The following is a 21,984-nucleotide window of genomic DNA, read 5'->3' on the forward strand; positions in this document are numbered from 1 at the left end:
CTAGAGCTTAAGAGTCTCTTTCACAAACGGAATGGTTAATTTGCGCTGTGCGCTGATGGAGGCATGATCGAGCTGATCGAGCGTCATAAACAGCGTGCGCATTTCCCGATCGAGCCGTTTAAGCAGGAAACGTCCCACGTCTTCCGGCAGTTCAAAACCACGCAGGCGAGCGCGCAATTGAAGCGCCTGAAGCTTGTCCTCATCCGACAACGGTTGCAGCTTATAGATTTGCCCCCAGTCCAGACGTGAGGCCAGATCGGGCAACCCCAGTTTTAGCTGGCGAGGCGGACGATCGCCGGTTATCAGTAACCGCGTTTTTCCGGACTCCAGAATGCGATTGTAGAGATCGAAAATCGCCATTTCCCACAGCTCATCACCCGCGACGCATTCGATATTGTCGATGCAGACTAGCGACAGGTGTTCCATCCCGTCGAGCACTTCCGGGACGAACCAGGTCCGTTTATCCAGTGGTACATAACCGACAGCATCGCCACGTTGCGATAATTCTGCGCATGCCGCGTGCAGCAAATGACTACGGCCCGCGCCTTCGCGCGACCAGAGATAAATATATCCGCTATGCTCCTGACGCAACACGTTTTGCAGTGCGGCCAGTAAAGAGGCGTTATCCCCCGGCCAGAAACTTGCGAACGTTTCGTCGTCAGGTAGATAAAGTGGCAAAGAGAGCTGTGCCGGTGTGTTCAGAGAGACCTCAACCAGATTTCATTCAATCGCGAGGAGTTTACCACAGAATTCGGTCGTGTTAGAACCGGGCAGCATCACTGCCCGGCTCCCGGGTTACTGCTGCGGCGTCTCCGCATCTTCCGCATCCAGCACCACTTCTTCCGGGCGCAGGACGGAGATCAGTTTGAAGATCAGGCTCAGACCGATACCGACGATGGTCGCCAGCGCCATCCCTTTCAGTTCAGCGGCCCCAATATGGACCTTCGCGCCGCTGACACCGATGATCAAAATAACGGAGGTCAGGATCAGGTTCTGCGCTTTGTTGTAATCCACTTTTGATTCAATCAACACGCGAATACCCGACGCCCCAATCACCCCGTACAGCAGCAAAGAAACGCCGCCCATTACCGGCAGGGGAATGATCTGAATGGCTGCCGCCAGTTTACCCACACAGGAGAGCAGAATCGCGAAAATCGCCGCACCGCCGATCACCCAGGTACTGTAAACGCGGGTGATAGCCATGACGCCAATGTTCTCACCGTAGGTGGTGTTCGGCGTGGAACCAAAGAAACCGGAGATCACCGTCGACAGACCGTTGGCAAACATTGAGCGATGCAGGCCAGGGTCACGCACCAGATCCTTTTTCACGATGTTTGCCGTGACCACCAGGTGGCCGACGTGTTCAGCAATGACCACCAGCGCCGCAGGCAGAATGGTCAGGATAGCGAACCACTCAAAACGCGGGGTGTAGAACGTCGGCAGCGCAAACCAGTGCGCCTGGGCAATTGGAGTGGTATCCACAACGCCCATCGCAAACGACAGCGCATACCCCGCAAGGACCCCAATCAGAATAGGGATAATCGCCAGAAAGCCGCGGAACAGCACCGAACCAAACACGGTTACCGCCAGCGTGACCATGGAAATAATGATGGTCTTTGAATCCGGCGATTGCCCTTCTGCTGGCAGCAGTCCGGCCATACCGGCGGCGACACCCGCCAGTTCCAGACCGATAACGGCAACGATTGCGCCCATTGCCGCAGGTGGGAACATCACGTCCAGCCAGCCGGTTCCTGCTTTCTTCACAATAAAAGAGACCAGGCAGAACAGGAGACCACACATAATGAAGCCGCCCAGGGCCACTTCATATCCCAGCGGCAACAGCAGCAGTACCGGAGAGATAAACGCGAAGCTTGAGCCCAGATACGCGGGGATTTTCCCTTTACAGATAAAGAGATACAGCAACGTCCCGATACCGTTGAACAACAAAACGGTTGCCGGGTTGATATGAAACAGAACTGGCACCAGCACGGTTGCGCCAAACATGGCGAACAGGTGTTGCAAACTAAGCGGGATTGTCTGTAAAAGCGGCGGTCTTTCACTCACCCCGATAGCACGGCGCGTCATAGTGTTTTCCTCTGAGTGTGTTTTGTTATGAGTTGTTTTATTCAAAAAAAAGCCGACTCTTAAAGTCGGCTATTTATTAGTTATTCACTTACTTAGTACCAAAGATCTTATCGCCGGCATCGCCAAGCCCCGGAATAATGTATCCGTGCTCGTTTAATCCCTTATCGATGGATGCGGTGTACAGCTCCACATCCGGATGCGCTTTCTCCAGCGCCGCGATACCTTCCGGCGCGGCGACCAGCACCAGTACTTTAATGCTGCTGCAACCGGCTTTTTTCAGCAGATCGATAGTGGCGATAACAGACCCCCCGGTCGCCAGCATCGGGTCAACGATCAGCGCCATGCGCTCGTCGATATTGGAGACCAGCTTCTGGAAATACGGTACAGGCTCCAGCGTCTCTTCGTTACGGTACATCCCGACGACGCTGATACGCGCGCTCGGAACGTTTTCCAGTACGCCTTCCATCATCCCCAGGCCTGCGCGCAGGATAGGCACAACGGTAATTTTTTTACCTTTGATTTGATCGACTTCGACCGGGCCATTCCAGCCTTCAATGGTCACCTTTTCGGTTTCCAGGCCTGCAGTTGCTTCATAAGTCAGCAGACTGCCTACTTCCGAGGCGAGTTCACGAAAGCGTTTGGTGCTGATATCGTTCTCACGCATCAGACCCAGCTTGTGTTTGACGAGTGGGTGTTTGACTTCCACGATCTTCATACTCTTCTCCTTTCCTCAGACGAGTGGCAACCACAAAAAAAATCGCCGGATTATACCGCTTTTCCTCTCTGGCGCAACATAACGTATGCATGACCTGGATCAAGCAAAGTCTTATACGCCTGGGTGATGAGTATAAAACAAGCCCCGCATTCCGGGCGGGGCTTTGTGTTAACCTACTGAAATCAGAGGGATTCACCGTTACTCTTTATCACCTGTTGATACCAGGCAAACGATTTTTTAGGGTGACGAGCCAGCGTCCCACTTCCATCATTATTTTTATCAACGTAGATAAACCCGTAGCGTTTTTTCATCTCGCCAGTTCCCGCTGAGACCAGGTCGATACATCCCCATGGGGTATACCCCATCAGCTCTACCCCATCTTCAACGACCGCTTTTTTCATCTCACGAATGTGCGCCGCCATGTAGTCAATACGATAGCTGTCATCCACGGTGCCGTCAGGCTGCTGTACATCAATCGCCCCGAAGCCATTTTCAACAATAAACAGCGGAAGCTGATAATGATCCCAGAACCAGTTCAGTGAGTAACGCAGTCCCACCGGATCAATCTGCCAGCCCCAGTCCGATTTCTGTACGTATGGGTTGGAAACCAGACTGGTGGTTTCATCATAATCCAGCTGCGGATTGTCCGGCGTCGCTTTGGTGGCAAACGACATGTAATAACTAAAACCAATATAATCGACACAGCCTTCTGAGAGGGCGATGCGGTCTGCTTCAGTGATATCGAGCGTAAACTGACGGCGTTCGAAATAATTGAGGAGATGCTGCGGATACTTACCGCGTACGTGGACATCGGTAAACCAGTAGCGACGGTGCATGGCGTTCATCGCCATCATCATATCGTTAGGATCACAGGTAAGCGGGTAGATAGGGCACATAGCGATCATGCAGCCAATCTGCAACATCGGGTTGATCTCACGCGCCGCTTTCACTGCCAGCGCACTGGCGACCAGTTCATAGTGCGCCGCCTGGTACATTACCGGTTCCCGGTCTTCGCCCGGCTTGAACTTCAGTCCCGAATTGGTAAATGGCGCAAAATCTTCATGATAGTTCGCCTGGTTGTTGATCTCATTGAAGGTCATCCAGTATTTCACCTTGTGCTGATAGCGGGTGAAAACCACCTTTGCAAAGCGAACAAAAAAGTCGATGAGCTTACGGTTTCGCCAGCCGCCATACTCCGTCACCAGGTGATACGGCATTTCGAAATGCGACAGGGTAATGACCGGTTCAATGCCGTACTTCAGGCATTCATCAAACAGATCGTCATAAAACTGTAACCCCGCTTCATTGGGCTGCGTTTCGTCTCCGTGCGGGAAAATACGCGTCCACGCAATGGAGGTACGAAAACATTTGAAGCCCATTTCCGCAAACAGTGCGATGTCCTCTTTGTAGCGATGATAGAAATCAATCGCTTCATGGTTAGGATAGTTTTTGCCGGGCAGGACGCCATCGGTAATTTCCCGCGCCACGCCGTGGGCGCCCGCCGTCATCACATCAGCAACGCTGACGCCTTTTCCTCCTTCCTGCCAGCCGCCTTCTAACTGATGAGCCGCCACCGCCCCACCCCACATGAAATTCGCGTTAAATCCAGACATAGTTCCCCTCGTCGATTTACAATGGCAAAACAGAAACCGGTTTCATTAAGATACTGAGCAATCCTGGCAATGGTTTCAAGGAAGAAACTGAACCCGGTTTCATTTTCGTGGTACAGGTCATAAAAACGGCGCGGCGGCGAGAAAATGCAGGAAAAATCGACAGATAAAAACGGATGCAACGCAGGCTCGCAAACGTTTGCTATCCCTGTTAGAATTGCGCCGAATTGACTTTCTACCGCAAACCGCAAGTAACGCGTGGGGACCTTAGCAGTGACCGATAAAACCTCTCTTAGCTATAAAGATGCCGGTGTTGATATTGACGCGGGTAATGCTCTGGTGGATCGAATCAAAGGCGTAGTGAAGAAAACTCGCCGCCCGGAAGTGATGGGGGGGCTGGGTGGTTTCGGCGCACTGTGCGCATTGCCGCAAAAATATCGTGAACCGGTACTGGTTTCCGGCACTGACGGCGTAGGAACAAAACTGCGTCTGGCGATGGATCTGAAACGTCACGATAGCATCGGGATCGATCTGGTGGCGATGTGCGTTAACGATCTGGTGGTTCAGGGCGCTGAGCCGTTGTTTTTCCTTGACTACTACGCGACCGGCAAACTGGACGTGGATACCGCAGCCAGCGTGATTCACGGTATCGCGGAAGGCTGCCTGCAATCCGGCTGCGCGCTGGTCGGCGGTGAAACAGCTGAAATGCCAGGGATGTACCACGGTGAAGATTATGACGTCGCCGGTTTTTGCGTCGGCGTGGTAGAAAAATCAGAAATCATTGACGGTTCCAAAGTCGCCGATGGCGATGTGCTGATCGCGCTGGGCTCCAGCGGCCCCCATTCCAATGGTTATTCGCTGGTGCGCAAGATTGTTGAAGTCAGCGGCTGCAACCCGGAAACAACCGAACTGGAAGGCAAACCGCTGGCCGATCACCTGCTGGCCCCGACCCGGATTTACGTTAAATCGATTCTGGAACTGATCGAGCAGGTGGATGTGCATGCCATTGCACACCTGACCGGCGGCGGCTTCTGGGAAAACATTCCTCGCGTTCTGCCAGAGAACACACAGGCGGTTATCGATGAGTCCTCCTGGCAGTGGCCTGCGGTATTTAACTGGCTGCAAAACGCCGGTAACGTCAGCCAGCATGAAATGTACCGTACCTTCAACTGCGGCGTCGGAATGGTCATTGCTCTGCCTGCCGCTGAAGTAGACAAAGCGCTCGCGTTACTGAAAGCAAAAGGTGAAAACGCCTGGAAAATCGGTATCATCAAAGCGTCTGATTCCGAACAACGTGTGGTTATCGAATAATGAATATTGTGGTGCTTATTTCCGGTAACGGAAGCAATTTGCAGGCGATTATTGATGCCTGCAAAGAGAAGAAAATCAAAGGCACCCTTCGGGCAGTATTCAGCAACAAGGCCGACGCGTTCGGCCTTGAGCGTGCCAGAAAAGCGGCCATTCCGGTGCATACGCTAACTGCCAATCAGTTCGCCAGCCGTGAAGCGTTTGACCGCGAACTGATTCTTGAAATCGACGCTTACGCACCTGACGTGGTGGTTCTGGCCGGTTTTATGCGTATTCTGAGTCCGGAATTTGTCGCCCACTACCACGGACGCCTGCTGAACATCCACCCTTCCCTGTTGCCAAAATACCCTGGTTTACATACCCATCGTCAGGCGCTGGAAAATGGCGATGTAGAGCATGGCACATCGGTTCACTTTGTGACTGATGAGCTTGACGGTGGGCCAGTGATTTTACAGGCCAAAGTTCCGGTGTTCGACGGCGATGATGAGGATGAGATCACCGCCCGCGTTCAGGCCCAGGAACACGCCATCTACCCTTTGGTTGTCAGTTGGTTTGTGGATGGTCGCCTGAAAATGCACGACAACGCCGCCTGGCTGGATGGTGTGCGTCTGCCTCCTCAGGGCTACGCGGCCGACGAGTAAAACAGTGCCGGATAACGCTCTTCCTTCCTTATCCGGCGCCTCCTTTTCTTCAGACCAACCGGTCCCCCTTCCTCTTTGCGATCAGACGGTTTATTGTCATACTTTTCTGACACAGTTGGACATCGCAGCGCAATGCTCGCCATAATAATCAGGCAGTGTCCCGTGAATAAAACGGAGTATAAGTATTAATGGGTCAGGAAAAACTATACATCGAGAAAGAGCTGAGCTGGTTAGCGTTCAACGAACGTGTGCTCCAGGAAGCGGCGGATAAATCAAACCCGCTCATTGAACGGATGCGTTTCTTGGGCATCTATTCCAATAACCTTGATGAGTTCTATAAAGTTCGCTTCGCGGAACTGAAACGCCGCATCATCATCAGCGAAGAACAGGGCTCAAATTCGCATTCTCGCCACCTGTTAGGCAAAATCCAGTCCCGCGTTCTGAAAGCTGACCAGGAATTCGATGGTCTGTATAACGAGTTACTGCTGGAAATGGCGCGTAATCAGATCTTCCTGATTAACGAGCGCCAGCTCTCAGTCAATCAGCAAAGCTGGCTACGTCACTACTTCAAACATTATCTGCGCCAGCACATTACCCCGATTTTAATTAACCGCGAAACGGATCTCGTTCAGTTCCTGAAAGATGATTATACCTACCTTGCGGTGGAGATTATTCGCGGTGACACCATTCGCTATGCCCTGCTGGAGATCCCGTCTGACAAGGTTCCTCGCTTTGTGAACCTGCCGCCCGAGGCCCCGCGGCGTCGCAAACCGATGATCCTGCTGGATAATATTCTGCGCTACTGCCTGGACGATATCTTCAAGGGCTTCTTTGATTATGATGCCCTGAACGCCTATTCCATGAAGATGACCCGTGATGCCGAGTACGATTTGGTACACGAGATGGAATCCAGCCTGATGGAGCTGATGTCCTCCAGCCTGAAGCAGCGTCTGACCGCTGAACCGGTGCGTTTTGTTTATCAGCGCGACATGCCTAACGCGCTGGTCGAAGTGCTGCGCGAAAAGCTGACGATTTCGCGTTATGACTCTATCGTACCCGGCGGGCGTTATCATAACTTTAAGGATTTCATCAACTTCCCCAATGTGGGCAAAGCGAATCTGGTAAATAAACCGCTGCCGCGTCTGCGCCACATCTGGTTCGATAAAGAGAAATTCCGCAACGGGTTCGACGCCATTCGCGAGCGCGATGTGCTGCTTTACTATCCGTATCACACCTTTGAACACGTACTGGAACTGCTGCGTCAGGCCTCCTTTGACCCCAGCGTGCTGGCGATCAAAATCAACATCTACCGCGTGGCGAAAGACTCACGCATTATCGACGCCATGATCCACGCCGCCCATAACGGTAAAAAAGTGACGGTGGTGGTTGAGTTACAGGCGCGCTTTGATGAAGAGGCTAACATCCACTGGGCGAAACGCCTGACGGAAGCGGGCGTTCACGTGATTTTCTCGGCCCCTGGCTTAAAAATTCACGCCAAGTTGTTCCTGATTTCGCGTAAAGAGGGTGAAGAGGTGGTGCGTTACGCCCATATCGGCACCGGGAACTTCAACGAAAAAACCGCGCGCCTGTATACCGACTATTCATTGTTAACCGCCGATGCGCGTATCACCAACGAAGTGCGCCGGGTGTTCAATTTTATCGAAAACCCGTATCGTCCGGTCACCTTTGATTATCTGCTGGTGTCGCCGCAAAACTCGCGTCGCCTGTTATATGAAATGATTGACCGCGAGATAGCCAATGCCCAACAGGGCCAGCCTTCCGGAATTACGCTCAAGCTGAATAACCTGGTGGATAAAGGTCTGGTTGACCGTCTGTATGCCGCCTCCAGTTCTGGTGTGGCGGTAAACCTGTTAATTCGTGGTATGTGCTCGCTCATTCCAAATCTGGAAGGCATCAGCGACAACATTCGCGTCATCAGTATTGTCGACCGCTATCTTGAACATGACCGGGTCTATATCTTTGAAAACGGCGGCGATAAGCAGGTGTATCTCTCCTCTGCGGACTGGATGACACGCAATATCGATTACCGAATTGAAGTGGCGACACCGCTGCTCGACCCGCGTCTGAAACAGCGGGTGCTGGACATTATTGATATTCTGTTCAGCGACACGGTAAAAGCCCGCTATATCGACAAAGAACTGAGCAATCGCTACGTGCCGCGTGGAAACCGCCGCAAAGTACAGTCGCAACTGGCGATTTACGACTATATCAAATCACTTGAGCAACCTGACTAACGCTATGCCAATACATGATAAGACCCCACGACCGCAGGAGTTTGCGGCGGTTGATCTCGGCTCAAACAGTTTTCACATGGTGATAGCCCGCGTAGTGGATGGCGCGATGCAGATTATTGGTCGCCTGAAGCAACGCGTGCATCTGGCTGATGGTCTTGGCGAAGACAATATGCTGAGCGAAGAAGCGATAGAGCGTGGATTAAGCTGTCTCTCGCTGTTCGCTGAGCGTCTACAGGGATTTGCGCCGTCCAGCGTCTGTATCGTGGGAACGCATACCCTTCGTCAGGCGGCCAACGCCACCGATTTCCTCAAACGTGCGGAAAAAGTGATCCCCTACCCGATTGAGATCATTTCCGGTAATGAGGAAGCGCGTCTGATCTTTATGGGCGTTGAGCATACGCAGCCGGAGAAAGGTCTCAAGCTGGTGATTGATATCGGCGGAGGCTCGACAGAACTGGTCATCGGTGAAAACTTTGAACCCAAACTGGTTGAGAGTCGCCGTATGGGGTGCGTTAGCTTTGCACAGATTTATTTCCCTGGCGGAGCGATCAGCAAAGAGAACTTCCAGCGCGCCAGAATGGCGGCGGTCCAGAAACTCGAAACCTTAACCTGGCAATTTCGTATTCAGGGCTGGAACGTGGCGATGGGGGCTTCCGGCACCATCAAAGCCGCACATGAAGTGCTCCTCGGGATGGGTGAGAGCAACGGGTTCATCACCCCTGAACGACTGGCTATGCTGGTTGCTGAGGTACTGAAACATCGCAATTTCGACGCGCTGAACCTGCCAGGATTATCGGATGAACGAAAAGCGGTTTTTGTCCCGGGTCTGGCGATTTTGTGCGGCGTCTTTGATGCGCTGGCAATCCGCGAACTTCGCCTTTCCGATGGGGCGCTTCGCGAAGGCGTGTTGTACGAAATGGAAGGTCGTTTCCGCCATCAGGATGTTCGCAGCCGTACAGCCAGCAGTCTGGCAAACCAGTATAACATCGACAGCGATCAGGCCCGCCGCGTACTGGAAACCACCATGCAGATGTATGAACAGTGGCAGACGCAGCAGCCGAAGCTGGCGCATCCGCAGCTCGAAGCGCTGCTGAAATGGGCGGCAATGCTGCATGAGGTTGGGCTGAACATCAATCACAGCGGTCTGCACCGCCACTCAGCGTATATCCTGCAAAACAGCGATCTCCCCGGATTTAATCAGGAACAGCAAACCATGATGGCCACACTGGTTCGCTATCACCGTAAAGCGGTAAAACTGGACGATCTCCCGCGTTTTACGCTGTTTAAGAAGAAGCAGTTTCTGCCGCTCATCCAGTTATTGCGTCTTGGCGTACTGCTGAACAATCAGCGACAGGCCACCACAACACCGCCCACATTGACGCTCATCACCGATGACAACCACTGGACCCTGCGTTTTCCACATGACTGGTTCAGTCAGAACGCGCTGGTGCTGCTCGATCTGGAAAAAGAACAGCAGTACTGGGAGGCCGTCACCGGTTGGCGTTTAAAAATTGAAGAAGAACACTCACCGGAAATTGCCGCGTGAAGCCACTCAGGTGCCAGTCACTGGCACCTGCTCTTTCAGCGTATCCTTCAGGGGTTGCGGTTCGCCGATAAGATATCCCTGCATGTAATCTATTCCCAGCGATATTGCCGCGTGGCGGATCTCTTCGCTTTCGACGAATTCAGCCACCACCTGCATTTTTTTCATCCGGGCGAGATGGCAGATAGACGACACTATCTGGTAATCCAGACTATTGGAGACAATATTGCGGATGAAACTTCCGTCAATCTTCAGGATATCAGCGTTAACATTTTTCAGTCTGGCATAGCTGGCATAACCGGTGCCAAAGTCATCAATGGCAATGTGACACCCCAGCAGTTGCAGATTTTTGAGGGTTAACTCCGCCTGCCCGGTATTCAAAAGCGCCTGACTCTCGGTCACTTCAAAGATCAATTGCCATGCTTCAATCTGATATTTGCTCAGAAGCTTACTGACTTCCTGCGAGAATTTTGCCCGACAAATAGATGGGGCTGAAAGGTTAAGCGCAAAGCGACGAGCCGGTATTATCTCGCGATTTTCCGCCATAAAACGCAAGGTATTTTCAATGACCCAGAGATCAATTTTCGACGACAGGCCAAATTCATGCGCCACTGGCAAGAAGACCTCAGGGTTGATCATTGTGCCGTCGTTATCTTCCAGACGCAGTAAAATCTCATGGTAGACATCGCCACGCAGACCTTCAATTGGCTGCGCCATCAGACAAAAACGATCGTTCTCCAGCGCATACTGCAATCGATTCATCATCAAAACTTTGTCTTTCAGGTTACGCTGTAAATTCACCGCGCCCCGACGCGCCAAATTCTCCGGCGTGTTGGTCATAATAGACAGCTCTGCGATAGTACTTAACTCGCCCAGCAATAAATAAATATGGTTGACGGGAGAGCGCACGTAACAATAGCTCACGCCAACCTGTGGCTGGAAGGTCATTCCATCCCAGACAAAGCGAAACTGCTTAATATGTTCGTCCAGCGCTTCAATACGCTGCTGATGGGACTCTGTGTTTAAGCGCAGTAACAGATCGGGGCCGGACATTTGATAAACGAGTTCATCAGGCCCTAGCTTTTCGGCTATCCAGTGTGAAATTTGTTGTTTGTACTGGATACGCAACATAATCCCGTAATTCTTAACCAGAAATTCAAGTTCAGGAACACGCAAAAAACAGAGGGCCGACCAGGGAGTATTTCTCAACGCACGGTTCAATGCCCGAAGGTTGGGAAGATGTACGACCGGATCAATAAATGCCTGGCGTCGGACGCGGCTACTCACCATTCGCTGACGGGTAGCCAGCACCGCCATGTAATTCACAATAAAAGAAAAAACAAGATAACTGGATGAGGTAATAGCCAGTTGAATATCATACCCCGAATAATATGGCGTATAGCTTCTGTAATTATGAATCGCAATAATGATTATGGGTGCCCACAACAGCGAAATAAAGCGATAACCATAACGCATTGCCCCCCATAACATCACCGGCAGTAATAATGACATGGTGTAGTTAGTGCTGAATATGGAGCTGTTTTCATTCAATGGCATGCACAGCATGATCATTAAAGCTGACAAAATGAGAAACCAAATGGCGATTTCTTTTTTTGATACTTTGCTGTCAAACTCTAACTTCATCCGCGAATAATATCCGCGTAAATGCATAGGATTACGAACAATCCTAATAAGAAAATAGAAAAGCGGTACGCCGACCAAATTACCCACAAGAATTCCCTGGTAATTGATTAATGCGTTGATGTTAAAAGGCGTTGCCCCCATCAGGCTCAACTTACTTTCATATAGCCCTACAAAAGCGGCGAACTGAAAAAGTACCAGCAACAACGTGGCGGGACAAAAAACCTGCCAGAACACTCGCTGAAAGACAAGATGCGATATGCCATGCGAGACATTGTTGCGCCGGGGCACAAAGACACGATAGCCCCCCCAACTCAACACAATCGCAATGAGAATATGAGCAATAATCGGCAACGTTTCCACGAGACCAACTTGTGGATATTTGCGAATAAAAATTGCCAGTATAATTCCTGGCAGTGCCGCCCAACCGAAAAAGAGCATCAGGCTCATCATTAAAGATAAGGGTAAGTAGAGGAGAATGACATCGCCGGTGGCCACATGCGCATAGGTATTCGTCTGGCTTACAAGCGGTAACAATATGGAAGGTAAAACCAGAGGCAGTCCCCACCACTTATCTCTGATTGCAATATAGTTTTTATTCAGTCGCATAGATGCTCAGCAAAACCCCAAATTCCATAAGGGGTTATATCAGACAGGCATCCATCCTGACTTAAAAATTAAGATGAAAAACTCACCATACATATCGCACCGATTTTAGTTATCAATGGAAAGTAAAGCTTGATATATATCAAGTAATTTTACCCACATTAATGATTCATTACCTTTATTTCACTGTGTTATCATTTACATATAATTGACGTAAATAATTAAGCCAACTTTCATAACGCAGAAATATGAATCAACTGACGCAATTTTACATAATCAAGAATTGACCATCTTAGCCCAGTATGCCTTAATGTACATATCGCCCGTGTGGGCATCCTTTAAGGAACCTTTTGTGAGTCAGGCAACCAGTATGCGAAAACGACATCGATTTAACAGTCGCATGACCCGTATCGTATTGCTTATCAGCTTTATCCTCTTCTTTGGACGCTTCGTCTACTCTTCTATCGGTGCCTGGTATCATCATCAGGATAAAAAAGACGCGCAACAGTCCAGCCTCTCAGTCGAAACGCCTGCTCAACGTTAGTTTTTTCTGACAGAAACCCCCTTCAGGTTACCCCATATGCACAGATACAAAAAAACTCCTGTAATACAGTAATGCCGTACAGTTAAGCAAAATAATGAGCATGTATTCATTATTTTGCTTTAAAAGCCCCCCGCTGAAAAACTGTGGAATGGTTCCGTTCACTACACTTCCTCTGCTTCCTGTCAGTTTCACTGCGGTGAACGTGTAAAGGGCGTTCGCCGCCCCGGCCAGAGGCGACATAAGACAGGATGTCGACCAGAGCCGACTGCAGGCAGATGGTCGGGAGATGAGCATAGTGCGAAGCACCGATTTCTCTGCGGAACCACGGGGATCGATAAGGGGCCGTGGTGGCCCCCTTATCCCGTTCACAGAATGTGAAGTAACAGAAGCAACAGGTCATCAGGTGAACGGAACAACCTGCAAAGCTTAACTGACCAGCATTACTGTAATGCTGAGGGTTTTGCCATCATACGTCATTGTAATGGGCAATCATTCCCACTTGAAATGGTTTACTGGATTTGGCCACCTGAACAGAGGTGATATGCTCATCTCAGAACAATACAGGTGCCTCAATGAAAAAAAGAAATTTCAGCGCAGTGAATCGCCACGCTTCCCCCAGTACATGACATGACTCATCCTGCCCCATAAAACCACAAACTATGCTGGTTATTTTTTGAACTTTTTCGCAGTTTAAAAACAGGATTCACAGATAGTGAGCACCGGGTTTGTAAAACCCACAGTCAATTTCAAGGGAACTAATTAACTGAAATTCATAAAATGAGGGTTATCACAATGGAAACTAAGCATGAAGCTATCAATGTCGCTCTGACGATTGAAAACGGAGTTGTTATCAATGTTCGCCAGATCCAGGAGAATGAATTTACAGCCTCTCTGGACACTTTTTTCTGGCTGGCAAAGCGCGCTGGTTACAAAATTATTCCACCCCATAGCCATAATGATGAACCTATGAATGCAGAGGAACCTGCTGAAGTCGAATAAATGTACAGATTACTCACATATCAGAACATTATGGCCACACGCCGGAAAGCCAGGTTCTGAAATAACCGGCTGGAATATAGACAACATATTTTCCAGCCGGCTATTTAGCTGATACTCCAGTCTTCCAGGCGTAAGCCATTAATACGTTCGAACTCACGGGTATTGTTCGTCACCAGAATTAAACCCAGTGCGCGGGCATGGGCCGCAATCATGCTGTCATACGGGCCAACGGGCGTACCTGCTCTTGCCAGTTCTGCACGGATTTGCCCCGTCTGTACCGCCGCATCGATACCATAATTCAGCACCTCCAGCCGGGCGATAAATCCTTCGACCACGCGCAGGTTTTTCTCCGGGCTAGCTGACTTTTCCGCGCCGTAAATCAGTTCCATCAGCGTGACAGAACTGATACACATCCGCCCGTAATGCTGGTTAAACGCCTCCCGGACGGCCTGAGGTTTATTTTTGATCGTATAAATACAAATATTGGTATCCAGCATGTGTTTGAGCATCAGAACCCTTCCCTGTCCTGGTCACCGGGCTGCTCACGGGCAACCATAAAGTCAGACGTCACGCTCTCACCATCAAACCAGCTGTCCCAGCTTTCTCCTGCGGGAGTAATAATGCGCGTTCGCCCCACCGCAACGATATCCACGTGTTTGACATCCTCCGGTAAAGCCACCGCTTTTGGCAGACGCACCGCCTGACTACGGTTACTTTTGAATACGGTTGTCTTTTCCATTCTCGCCTCCAGTGGTGAAGTTTTGTACATATTGTCAGCATAAGGCAATTATGGGATATGTCAATGGGATATACAAAAGAAGGCACTGGCGCGTACAAATATTTTCAGGTCCCCTGAAAAAACAACATTGTGCCCGCAAGTCATCATAAAACAACACACCACTACATGATGGTTAAATCCTTTATTATCATTTAATTACGAATGAAACATAGCTTGACCATCGTATCCACAATGTTATTTTTACGGTAACTGCCGCAGTCCTGGGACTGCACCCGAGACAGCCATGACCTTAGGGACTGTGCCTGGCTGCTATGTCAGGTTGCTACCGCGTCTTTAGACGGGGCGTATCTCTGCGCCAGTAAACAGGTTGCCTGAAACGGCGGCGCGTCACTTTGGAAGCGAAGCAAAACAAAGTGACGCCGACGCACACCGCTGCGCCAGCCGCCGTTTTATCAGGCTTATCGTTGTATTTACCTTCTGGCGCCATCATTTCTGCGACAAAAAGATATAATCATAACGAAATGAGCGAATTCCGGTGGGCGATACGGCCACATAGAGCCCATCACGATCGGTAACTTTGTAGATTTTTTCCTGCGGTTTAAGTCTTCTAAGCTGGATATCGGTAAGCATACGCACTCCGGAAATACCGTCAGAATTGACTAATTACTGTACGTATTGACTAAAGAGGACTGTCTATTTTTTCTACGATTACGTCAAATTTACCGTCAGGAACTGTGCGCCACATAGAAAATTCATGAATGCACATAAATAAAAACCCCCTGTAAAAACAGAGGGTTGATTGCAGTTTTACCTGTTCATGAAAACCCAGGAAGGGTTATCGGCTTATTCCCACTCAATCGTTGCTGGTGGCTTGCCGCTGATGTCATATACCACACGGGAAATCCCGTTCACTTCGTTGATGATGCGGTTAGATACACGGCCCAGGAAATCATACGGCAGGTGCGCCCAGTGCGCGGTCATGAAGTCGATCGTTTCGACAGCACGCAAGGAAACCACCCAGTCATACTTACGGCCATCGCCCATCACGCCAACAGAACGCACCGGCAGGAACACCGTGAATGCCTGGCTGACTTTGTTGTACAGATCGGCTTTGTGCAGTTCTTCAATGAAGATAGCATCCGCGCGACGCAGCAGGTCGCAATACTCTTTCTTCACTTCGCCCAGCACGCGGACACCCAGACCCGGTCCCGGGAACGGGTGACGGTACAGCATGTCGTAAGGCAGACCCAGCTCCAGACCAATCTTACGCACTTCGTCTTTGAACAGCTCTTTAAGCGGCTCAACCAGCCCCATCTTCATCTCTTTCGGCAGGCCGCCTACGTTGTGGTGAGATTTGATGACGTGCGCTTTACCGGTGGCAGACGCGGCAGATTCAATCACGTCTGGATAAATTGTCCCCTGCGCCAGCCATTTAACATCTTCCAGCTTAAGCGCTTCTTCGTCGAACACTTCCACAAAGACGCGGCCGATGATTTTACGTTTCGCTTCCGGATCGTTCTCGCCTTTCAGCGCGGTCAGGAAACGATCTTCTGCCGGAACATGGACAATGTTCAGGCCAAAATGGTCACCGAACATGTCCATAACCTGTTGGGCTTCGTTCAGGCGCAGTAAGCCGTTATCGACAAAAACACAGGTCAGGTTTTTCCCGATCGCGCGATGCAGCAGCATAGCGGTAACGGAAGAGTCCACACCACCGGACAGACCGAGGATCACCTTGTCATCACCCACCTGCTGGCGGATACGCTCAACGGCATCGTCGATGATTTTGGCTGGCGTCCACAGCGCCTCACACTGGCAGATGTCGCGGACAAAACGCTCCAGCATGCGCATCCCCTGACGGGTGTGGGTCACTTCCGGATGGAACTGTACGCCGTAGAAGCGTTTTTCTTCATTCGCCATAATGGCAAACGGGCAGCTTTCGGTGCTGGCAACGGTCACGAAGTCAGACGGGATGGCGGTAACTTTGTCGCCGTGACTCATCCATACGTCCAGCAGCGGTTTGCCGTCTGTCGTCAGGGAATCTTCAATGCCACGAACCAGCGCGCTGTCGGTCAGAACCTCAACCTGCGCATAGCCGAACTCGCGTTCGCTTGAACCTTCAACATGACCGCCAAGCTGCATGGCCATCGTCTGCATACCATAGCAAACGCCGAATACCGGAACGCCGGCTTCAAAGACATATTGCGGGGCACGTGGACTGTTCTCTTCTGTCGTGCTTTCCGGACCGCCGGAAAGAATGATACCGCTAGGATTAAACTCGCGAATCTGTGCTTCAGTCACATCCCACGCCCACAGTTCACAATACACGCCAAGTTCACGCACGCGACGTGCAACCAGTTGAGTATACTGCGATCCGAAATCCAGGATGAGAATGCGATGCTTGTGAATATTGTCTGTCATTGACGCTAATTCCGAGGCAAGTGAAACCAAAAAAGCGCCCGGTGTGAAACCGGGCGCGGAAACTGATCAGGAGCCCAGACGGTAGTTCGGGGATTCCTTGGTGATGGTCACGTCGTGAACGTGGCTTTCCTGAATACCCGCACCGCTGATACGTACGAATTCGGCTTTAGTACGCAATTCGTCGATAGTACCACAGCCGGTCAGGCCCATACAGGAGCGCAGGCCGCCCATCTGCTGGTGAATAATTTCTTTCAGGCGGCCTTTATAGGCAACGCGGCCTTCAATGCCTTCCGGCACCAGTTTGTCAGCGGCGTTATCGCTCTGGAAGTAACGGTCAGAAGAACCTTTGGACATTGCGCCAAGAGAGCCCATACCGCGGTAAGATTTGTAAGAGCGCCCCTGGTAAAGTTCGATTTCACCTGGCGATTCTTCGGTCCCTGCCAGCATGGAACCCACCATCACCGCGCTTGCGCCAGCTGCGATCGCTTTGGCGATGTCGCCAGAGAAGCGGATACCACCATCGGCAATAACCGGAATCCCCATGCCTTCCAGCGCTTCTACAGCGTCAGACACCGCGGTGATCTGCGGAACCCCTACGCCAGTCACGATACGGGTTGTACAGATGGAGCCCGGGCCAATTCCCACTTTTACGGCGCTCACGCCAGCGTCCGCCAGGGCACGAGCACCCGCGCCAGTCGCCACGTTGCCGCCAATGATTTGCAGGTCCGGGTATTTCGCGCGAGTTTCACGAATACGTTGCAGAACGCCTTCAGAGTGGCCGTGAGAGGAGTCGATCAGCAATACGTCAACACCCGCAGCCACCAGTGCATCAACGCGTTCCTCGTTGCCAGCGCCTGCGCCAACCGCAGCGCCGACGCGCAGACGACCATGCTCATCTTTACAGGAATTTGGTTTACGCTCTGCTTTCTGGAAGTCTTTAACGGTAATCATGCCAAGCAGATGGAAGCTGTCATCCACAACCAGCGCTTTCTCAACGCGTTTCTCGTGCATTTTTGCCAGCACCACATCACGCGCTTCGCCTTCACGAACGGTCACCAGACGCTCTTTTGGCGTCATGTAAACGCTAACCGGCTGGCTCAGATCGGTCACAAACCGGACGTCACGGCCCGTGATGATCCCAACCAGTTCGTTACCTTCGGTCACAACCGGGTAACCTGCAAAACCGTTACGCTCGGTCAGTTCTTTCACTTCACGCAGAGTCGTGGTTGGCAGTACGGTTTGCGGGTCGGTTACCACGCCAGATTCATGTTTCTTCACACGGCGAACTTCTTCCGCCTGACGCTCAATAGACATGTTTTTGTGGATAAAACCGATGCCGCCTTCCTGTGCCAGCGCAATAGCGAGGCGCGCTTCAGTCACGGTGTCCATTGCCGCGGAGAGCATAGGAATGTTCAGACGAATCGTTTTCGTCAACTGCGTGCTGAGGTCGGCAGTATTCGGCAGAACGGTGGAGTGAGCGGGAACGAGGAGGACGTCGTCAAACGTCAGAGCTTCTTTAGCAATACGTAGCATGGGCAATATCTCTAACCTGGGGGTGGATAAATATTGCCGAGGCATTATACAGAGCGTAATCGGTTGCATCCACACTTTTTTGCAAAAAATGCTTGCGCTCATATGCAGGCGAGTTACTATCGATTGAATAACCTGCTGATTTAGAATTTGATCCCGCTCACATGTTATCCACTCAGTCCCCCGCAATTTTTACCGTTAGCCGCCTTAATCAGACGGTTCGTCTGCTGTTAGAGCAGGAGATGGGTCAGGTCTGGATCAGCGGTGAGATTTCCAATTTCTCGCAGCCCTCATCGGGGCACTGGTACTTCACGCTGAAAGATGACACGGCGCAGGTCCGCTGTGCGATGTTTCGCAACAGCAATCGACGGGTCACCTTTCGACCACAGCATGGTCAACAGGTACTGGTACGCGCCAACATTACGCTGTATGAACCGCGCGGCGATTATCAGATCATCGTCGAAAGCATGCAGCCCGCCGGAGAAGGTCTGCTGCAGCAGAAATATGAACAGTTAAAAGCCAAACTGCAGGCTGAAGGGCTGTTTGATCAGCAACACAAGCAGCCGCTGCCCTCTCCTGCACATTGCGTCGGGGTGATCACCTCGAAAACCGGCGCCGCGCTGCACGATATTCTCCATGTACTGAAACGCCGCGATCCCTCTTTACCGGTCATTATCTATCCGACCGCCGTTCAGGGTGACGACGCGCCGGGGCAGATCGTGCGTGCTATAGAACTGGCGAATCGTCGGCAGGAATGTGACGTTCTGATCGTCGGACGCGGTGGCGGGTCGCTGGAAGATTTGTGGAGCTTTAACGACGAACGCGTCGCCCGCGCGATTTTTGCCAGCGCTATTCCGGTGGTGAGCGCCGTCGGACACGAAACCGATGTCACCATCGCCGATTTCATTGCCGACCAGCGGGCGCCAACACCTTCGGCGGCGGCGGAAATGGTCAGTCGGAATCAGCAAGAGTTGTTACGTCAGATCCTGTCAGTACAGCAGCGTCTGGGCATGGCAATGGATTATTTTCTGGCCAACCGCAGCCGTCGGTTTACCCAGATTTATCATCGTCTGCAACAGCAGCACCCGCAGTTGCGTCTCGCACGTCAGCAAACGGCCCTGGAGCGATTACACCAGCGTATGAATGCGGCTATCGACAGCCAACTCAAACGCGGTAGCCAGCAGCAATCCCGCCTGCTGCAACGCCTGAATCAGCAAAATCCCCAATCACGCATTCACCGGGTGCAAAGCCGGATTCAGCAACTGGAATACCGTCTGGCAGAAAACATGCGTTCTCGCCTGAGTGCCTCACGCGAACGCTTCGGGAACACCGTAACGCACCTGGAAGCCGTCAGTCCTCTCTCCACACTGGCGCGCGGTTACAGCGTCTCCACGGCGACTGATGGCAAAGTGCTGAAAAAAGTGAAGCAGGTAAAAACGGGTGATGTCATGACCACCCGACTGGAAGATGGCTGGGTGGAAAGCCAGATTACCGATGTGACACCGGTGAAAACCACGCGAAAACACAAACCGGCGCTGAAATAATCGCTTTATCTGTCAGTAACGACAAACTCAACGCGTTTTTTCGAGATTAATCCGTGGCCGTTCTGGCAAAAATAATCCACGGCACCACAGGCTTTTAACACCTGGAGCGGCTTGTGACAGTCAGGGCACTGCGCCTCAACGTGATAGTCTGTATTACAGGCCGCGCAATGTGCGGTGTCGCCATTGTGTTCCAGCGGTTGCTGACAAACGGGACAGCTTAGCGCCATACAATCTCCTCACATTCCTGTTGATAACACCCTCTCCAAACGGAAAGGGCGTGACGGATTATTTGCTTTTCTTAATGTGTTTAATCAGACGCTTACGCTTACGCATCTGGGTCGGCGTCAACGTATTGCGCTTGTTAGCGTACGGGTTCTCGCCTTCTTTAAACTGAATGCGGATCGGCGTCCCCATCACTTCCAGCGATTTACGGAAGTAGTTCATCAGATAGCGTTTGTAGGAATCCGGCAGGTCTTTAACCTGATTACCGTGAATCACCACAATCGGCGGGTTATAGCCCCCCGCATGAGCGTATTTCAGCTTCACTCGGCGACCACGCACCAGCGGCGGCTGATGATCTTCAACAGCCATTGTCATGATGCGAGTCAGCATCGCCGTGCTCACACGACGGGTGGAACTGTCATACGCTTCGCGGACAGATTCAAACAGGTTACCGACGCCACTGCCGTGCAGCGCAGAGATAAAGTGTACGCGCGCAAAGTCGATAAAGCCCAGACGGAAGTCGAGGGTCTCTTTCACCTGCTCTTTGACTTCCTGAGTCAACCCGTCCCACTTGTTCACAACAATCACAAGTGAGCGCCCACTATTGAGGATAAAGCCCAGCAGCGACAGGTCCTGGTCAGAGATACCTTCACGGGCATCAATCACCAACAGCACCACGTTAGCGTCTTCGATCGCCTGCAATGTCTTGATAACCGAGAATTTCTCTACCGCATCGGTGATTTTGCCGCGCTTGCGAACCCCGGCGGTATCGATGAGAACATATTCGCGCTCATCACGCTCCATCGGAATATAGATGCTGTCGCGGGTCGTGCCCGGCATATCGTACACAACGACGCGGTCTTCACCCAGAATTCGGTTAGTCAGTGTGGACTTACCGACATTCGGACGACCGACAATCGCCAGCTTGATGGGCAAATCCTGCGGATTGAAGTCATCTTCCGGCTCTTCTTCCCCATTCTCATCGGCTTCGAACTGCGCCCAGTACTCGGCGTCTTCATCCACCTCTTCCTGTGGCGCGGCATCGTCCATCCACGGCAGCAGAACATGTTCCAGCAGGCTGAGAACGCCACGGCCATGAGAAGCGGCGATCGGGTGGATTTCACCCAGACCCAGTGAGTAGAAATCAACAATCGCCTGATCCGGATCGAGTCCGTCCGTTTTGTTGGCGACCAGGAAGGTGGGTTTTTCACGGGAGCGTAAATGCTGGGCGATGGCTTCATCCGCAGGCATCAGGCCAGCACGGGCATCCACCATAAACAGCACCACATCGGCCTCTTCAATCGCCAGCAGCGACTGTTCCGCCATGCGCGTTTCTACGCCATCTTCGGTGCCATCAATCCCGCCGGTATCAATACAGATAAACTCGCGGCCTTCAATCTCCGCACGACCGTACTTACGGTCACGAGTCAGACCCGGGAAATCCGCAACCAGCGCGTCTCGGGTGCGGGTTAGACGGTTAAATAACGTGGATTTTCCGACGTTAGGGCGCCCGACAAGCGCGACCACAGGTACCATGTTTAAAGCCTCATTTTAAAAATCATCACACAGCAGACGCGATTT

At 51.6% G+C, this 21,984-nt stretch carries 18 protein-coding genes and 1 pseudogene; 7 read left to right on the top strand and 12 right to left on the bottom strand.

Features of this window, described 5'->3' with window-relative positions; all coding sequences use genetic code 11:
• The 4 genes from WB371_RS17515 to WB371_RS17530 form a co-directional block, all read right to left on the bottom strand.
• The gene (locus WB371_RS17515; RefSeq protein ID WP_336221355.1) at positions 1-702 is read right to left on the bottom strand and encodes a DnaA inactivator Hda; all 702 of its coding nucleotides are present in this window, start codon (positions 700-702) and stop codon (positions 1-3) included.
• Between the two features lie 93 nt (positions 703-795).
• On the bottom strand, positions 796-2,085 hold the full coding sequence (gene uraA, locus WB371_RS17520; RefSeq protein ID WP_336221310.1) for a uracil permease: 1,290 nt from the start codon (positions 2,083-2,085) through the stop codon (positions 796-798).
• An 88-nt stretch (positions 2,086-2,173) separates the two neighbouring features.
• Positions 2,174-2,800, bottom strand: a complete 627-nt coding sequence (upp, locus tag WB371_RS17525) for a uracil phosphoribosyltransferase (RefSeq protein ID WP_336221311.1) — start codon at positions 2,798-2,800, stop codon at positions 2,174-2,176.
• A 182-nt stretch (positions 2,801-2,982) separates the two neighbouring features.
• Positions 2,983-4,413 carry a 6-phospho-beta-glucosidase gene (locus tag WB371_RS17530; protein WP_336221312.1) on the bottom strand — a complete coding sequence of 477 codons (1,431 nt, stop codon included), beginning with the start codon at positions 4,411-4,413 and terminating at the stop codon, positions 2,983-2,985.
• A gap of 270 nt (positions 4,414-4,683) precedes the next feature.
• On the opposite strand from WB371_RS17530, the gene purM reads away from it, so the two are divergent.
• From purM to ppx, 4 genes are all read left to right on the top strand, one after another.
• Positions 4,684-5,721, top strand: coding sequence for a phosphoribosylformylglycinamidine cyclo-ligase (gene purM, locus WB371_RS17535; RefSeq protein ID WP_336221313.1), 1,038 nt, complete (start codon positions 4,684-4,686; stop codon positions 5,719-5,721).
• Complete coding sequence (purN, locus tag WB371_RS17540; RefSeq protein WP_336221314.1) at positions 5,721-6,359, top strand: phosphoribosylglycinamide formyltransferase; 639 nt, start codon at positions 5,721-5,723, stop codon at positions 6,357-6,359. Before purM ends, purN begins: the two co-directional genes overlap by 1 nt.
• A 188-nt stretch (positions 6,360-6,547) precedes the next feature.
• Entirely contained in the window at positions 6,548-8,614 is a 2,067-nt protein-coding gene (gene ppk1 / locus WB371_RS17545) for a polyphosphate kinase 1 (protein WP_336221315.1), read from the top strand.
• Positions 8,615-8,618: 4 nt separating this feature from the next.
• On the top strand, positions 8,619-10,160 hold the full coding sequence (gene ppx / locus WB371_RS17550; RefSeq protein WP_336221316.1) for an exopolyphosphatase: 1,542 nt from the start codon (positions 8,619-8,621) through the stop codon (positions 10,158-10,160).
• A 6-nt stretch (positions 10,161-10,166) separates the two neighbouring features.
• Here the strand turns inward: ppx and WB371_RS17555 are convergent, their stop codons facing one another.
• A complete protein-coding gene (locus tag WB371_RS17555) occupies positions 10,167-12,407 on the bottom strand; it encodes a sensor domain-containing phosphodiesterase (protein ID WP_336221317.1) in 2,241 nt (746 codons plus the stop codon).
• A 349-nt stretch (positions 12,408-12,756) separates the two neighbouring features.
• Between WB371_RS17555 and WB371_RS17565 the strand changes: the two genes are divergently transcribed.
• Together WB371_RS17565 and WB371_RS17570 are read left to right on the top strand one after the other, a co-directional pair.
• A complete protein-coding gene (locus WB371_RS17565) occupies positions 12,757-12,948 on the top strand; it encodes a YfgG family protein (RefSeq protein ID WP_336221318.1) in 192 nt (63 codons plus the stop codon).
• Positions 12,949-13,740: 792 nt separating this feature from the next.
• Positions 13,741-13,947, top strand: a complete 207-nt coding sequence (locus WB371_RS17570; RefSeq protein ID WP_336221319.1) for a hypothetical protein — start codon at positions 13,741-13,743, stop codon at positions 13,945-13,947.
• Positions 13,948-14,051: 104 nt separating this feature from the next.
• On the opposite strand, the gene vapC is transcribed toward WB371_RS17570, so the two are convergent.
• The 5 genes and pseudogenes from vapC to guaB form a co-directional block, all read right to left on the bottom strand.
• Positions 14,052-14,456, bottom strand: a complete 405-nt coding sequence (gene vapC / locus WB371_RS17575) for a type II toxin-antitoxin system tRNA(fMet)-specific endonuclease VapC (RefSeq protein WP_336221320.1) — start codon at positions 14,454-14,456, stop codon at positions 14,052-14,054.
• Entirely contained in the window at positions 14,456-14,686 is a 231-nt protein-coding gene (gene vapB, locus WB371_RS17580) for a type II toxin-antitoxin system VapB family antitoxin (RefSeq protein ID WP_336221322.1), read from the bottom strand. The genes vapC and vapB overlap by 1 nt, the downstream gene beginning before the upstream one ends.
• 507 nt (positions 14,687-15,193) lie before the next feature.
• Positions 15,194-15,316, bottom strand: a pseudogene (locus WB371_RS17585) (Arm DNA-binding domain-containing protein); the annotation flags it as partial.
• A gap of 213 nt (positions 15,317-15,529) precedes the next feature.
• On the bottom strand, positions 15,530-17,107 hold the full coding sequence (gene guaA / locus WB371_RS17590; RefSeq protein WP_336221323.1) for a glutamine-hydrolyzing GMP synthase: 1,578 nt from the start codon (positions 17,105-17,107) through the stop codon (positions 15,530-15,532).
• Between the two features lie 66 nt (positions 17,108-17,173).
• Positions 17,174-18,640 carry an IMP dehydrogenase gene (gene guaB / locus WB371_RS17595; protein WP_336221324.1) on the bottom strand — a complete coding sequence of 489 codons (1,467 nt, stop codon included), beginning with the start codon at positions 18,638-18,640 and terminating at the stop codon, positions 17,174-17,176.
• Positions 18,641-18,801: 161 nt separating this feature from the next.
• On the opposite strand from guaB, the gene xseA reads away from it, so the two are divergent.
• Entirely contained in the window at positions 18,802-20,181 is a 1,380-nt protein-coding gene (gene xseA / locus WB371_RS17600) for an exodeoxyribonuclease VII large subunit (protein ID WP_336221325.1), read from the top strand.
• A gap of 5 nt (positions 20,182-20,186) precedes the next feature.
• Here xseA and WB371_RS17605 read toward each other — a convergent pair whose 3' ends face one another.
• Both WB371_RS17605 and der read right to left on the bottom strand, forming a co-directional pair.
• Complete coding sequence (locus WB371_RS17605) at positions 20,187-20,408, bottom strand: zinc ribbon domain-containing protein (protein ID WP_336221326.1); 222 nt, start codon at positions 20,406-20,408, stop codon at positions 20,187-20,189.
• A gap of 58 nt (positions 20,409-20,466) precedes the next feature.
• Positions 20,467-21,939, bottom strand: coding sequence for a ribosome biogenesis GTPase Der (der, locus tag WB371_RS17610; protein WP_042999836.1), 1,473 nt, complete (start codon positions 21,937-21,939; stop codon positions 20,467-20,469).
• Positions 21,940-21,984: the final 45 nt, after the last annotated feature.

This window comes from Citrobacter amalonaticus, from assembly GCF_037053465.1.
Classification (GTDB): Bacteria; Pseudomonadota; Gammaproteobacteria; order Enterobacterales; family Enterobacteriaceae; genus Citrobacter_A; species Citrobacter_A amalonaticus_H.

Excerpts from the sequence above, each read along its gene's own strand:
- uraA (WP_336221310.1), bottom strand. The coding sequence starts at position 2,085 with ATGACGCGCCGTGCTATCGGGGTGAGTGAAAGACCGCCGCTTTTACAG.
- WB371_RS17605 (WP_336221326.1), bottom strand. The coding sequence starts at position 20,408 with ATGGCGCTAAGCTGTCCCGTTTGTCAGCAACCGCTGGAACACAATGGC.
- guaB (WP_336221324.1), bottom strand. The coding sequence starts at position 18,640 with ATGCTACGTATTGCTAAAGAAGCTCTGACGTTTGACGACGTCCTCCTC.
- xseA (WP_336221325.1), top strand. The coding sequence starts at position 18,802 with ATGTTATCCACTCAGTCCCCCGCAATTTTTACCGTTAGCCGCCTTAAT.
- WB371_RS17530 (WP_336221312.1), bottom strand. The coding sequence starts at position 4,413 with ATGTCTGGATTTAACGCGAATTTCATGTGGGGTGGGGCGGTGGCGGCT.
- ppk1 (WP_336221315.1), top strand. The coding sequence starts at position 6,548 with ATGGGTCAGGAAAAACTATACATCGAGAAAGAGCTGAGCTGGTTAGCG.
- vapB (WP_336221322.1), bottom strand. The coding sequence starts at position 14,686 with ATGGAAAAGACAACCGTATTCAAAAGTAACCGTAGTCAGGCGGTGCGT.
- WB371_RS17570 (WP_336221319.1), top strand. The coding sequence starts at position 13,741 with ATGGAAACTAAGCATGAAGCTATCAATGTCGCTCTGACGATTGAAAAC.
- upp (WP_336221311.1), bottom strand. The coding sequence starts at position 2,800 with ATGAAGATCGTGGAAGTCAAACACCCACTCGTCAAACACAAGCTGGGT.
- guaA (WP_336221323.1), bottom strand. The coding sequence starts at position 17,107 with ATGACAGACAATATTCACAAGCATCGCATTCTCATCCTGGATTTCGGA.
- ppx (WP_336221316.1), top strand. The coding sequence starts at position 8,619 with ATGCCAATACATGATAAGACCCCACGACCGCAGGAGTTTGCGGCGGTT.
- WB371_RS17555 (WP_336221317.1), bottom strand. The coding sequence starts at position 12,407 with ATGCGACTGAATAAAAACTATATTGCAATCAGAGATAAGTGGTGGGGA.
- vapC (WP_336221320.1), bottom strand. The coding sequence starts at position 14,456 with ATGCTCAAACACATGCTGGATACCAATATTTGTATTTATACGATCAAA.
- purN (WP_336221314.1), top strand. The coding sequence starts at position 5,721 with ATGAATATTGTGGTGCTTATTTCCGGTAACGGAAGCAATTTGCAGGCG.
- der (WP_042999836.1), bottom strand. The coding sequence starts at position 21,939 with ATGGTACCTGTGGTCGCGCTTGTCGGGCGCCCTAACGTCGGAAAATCC.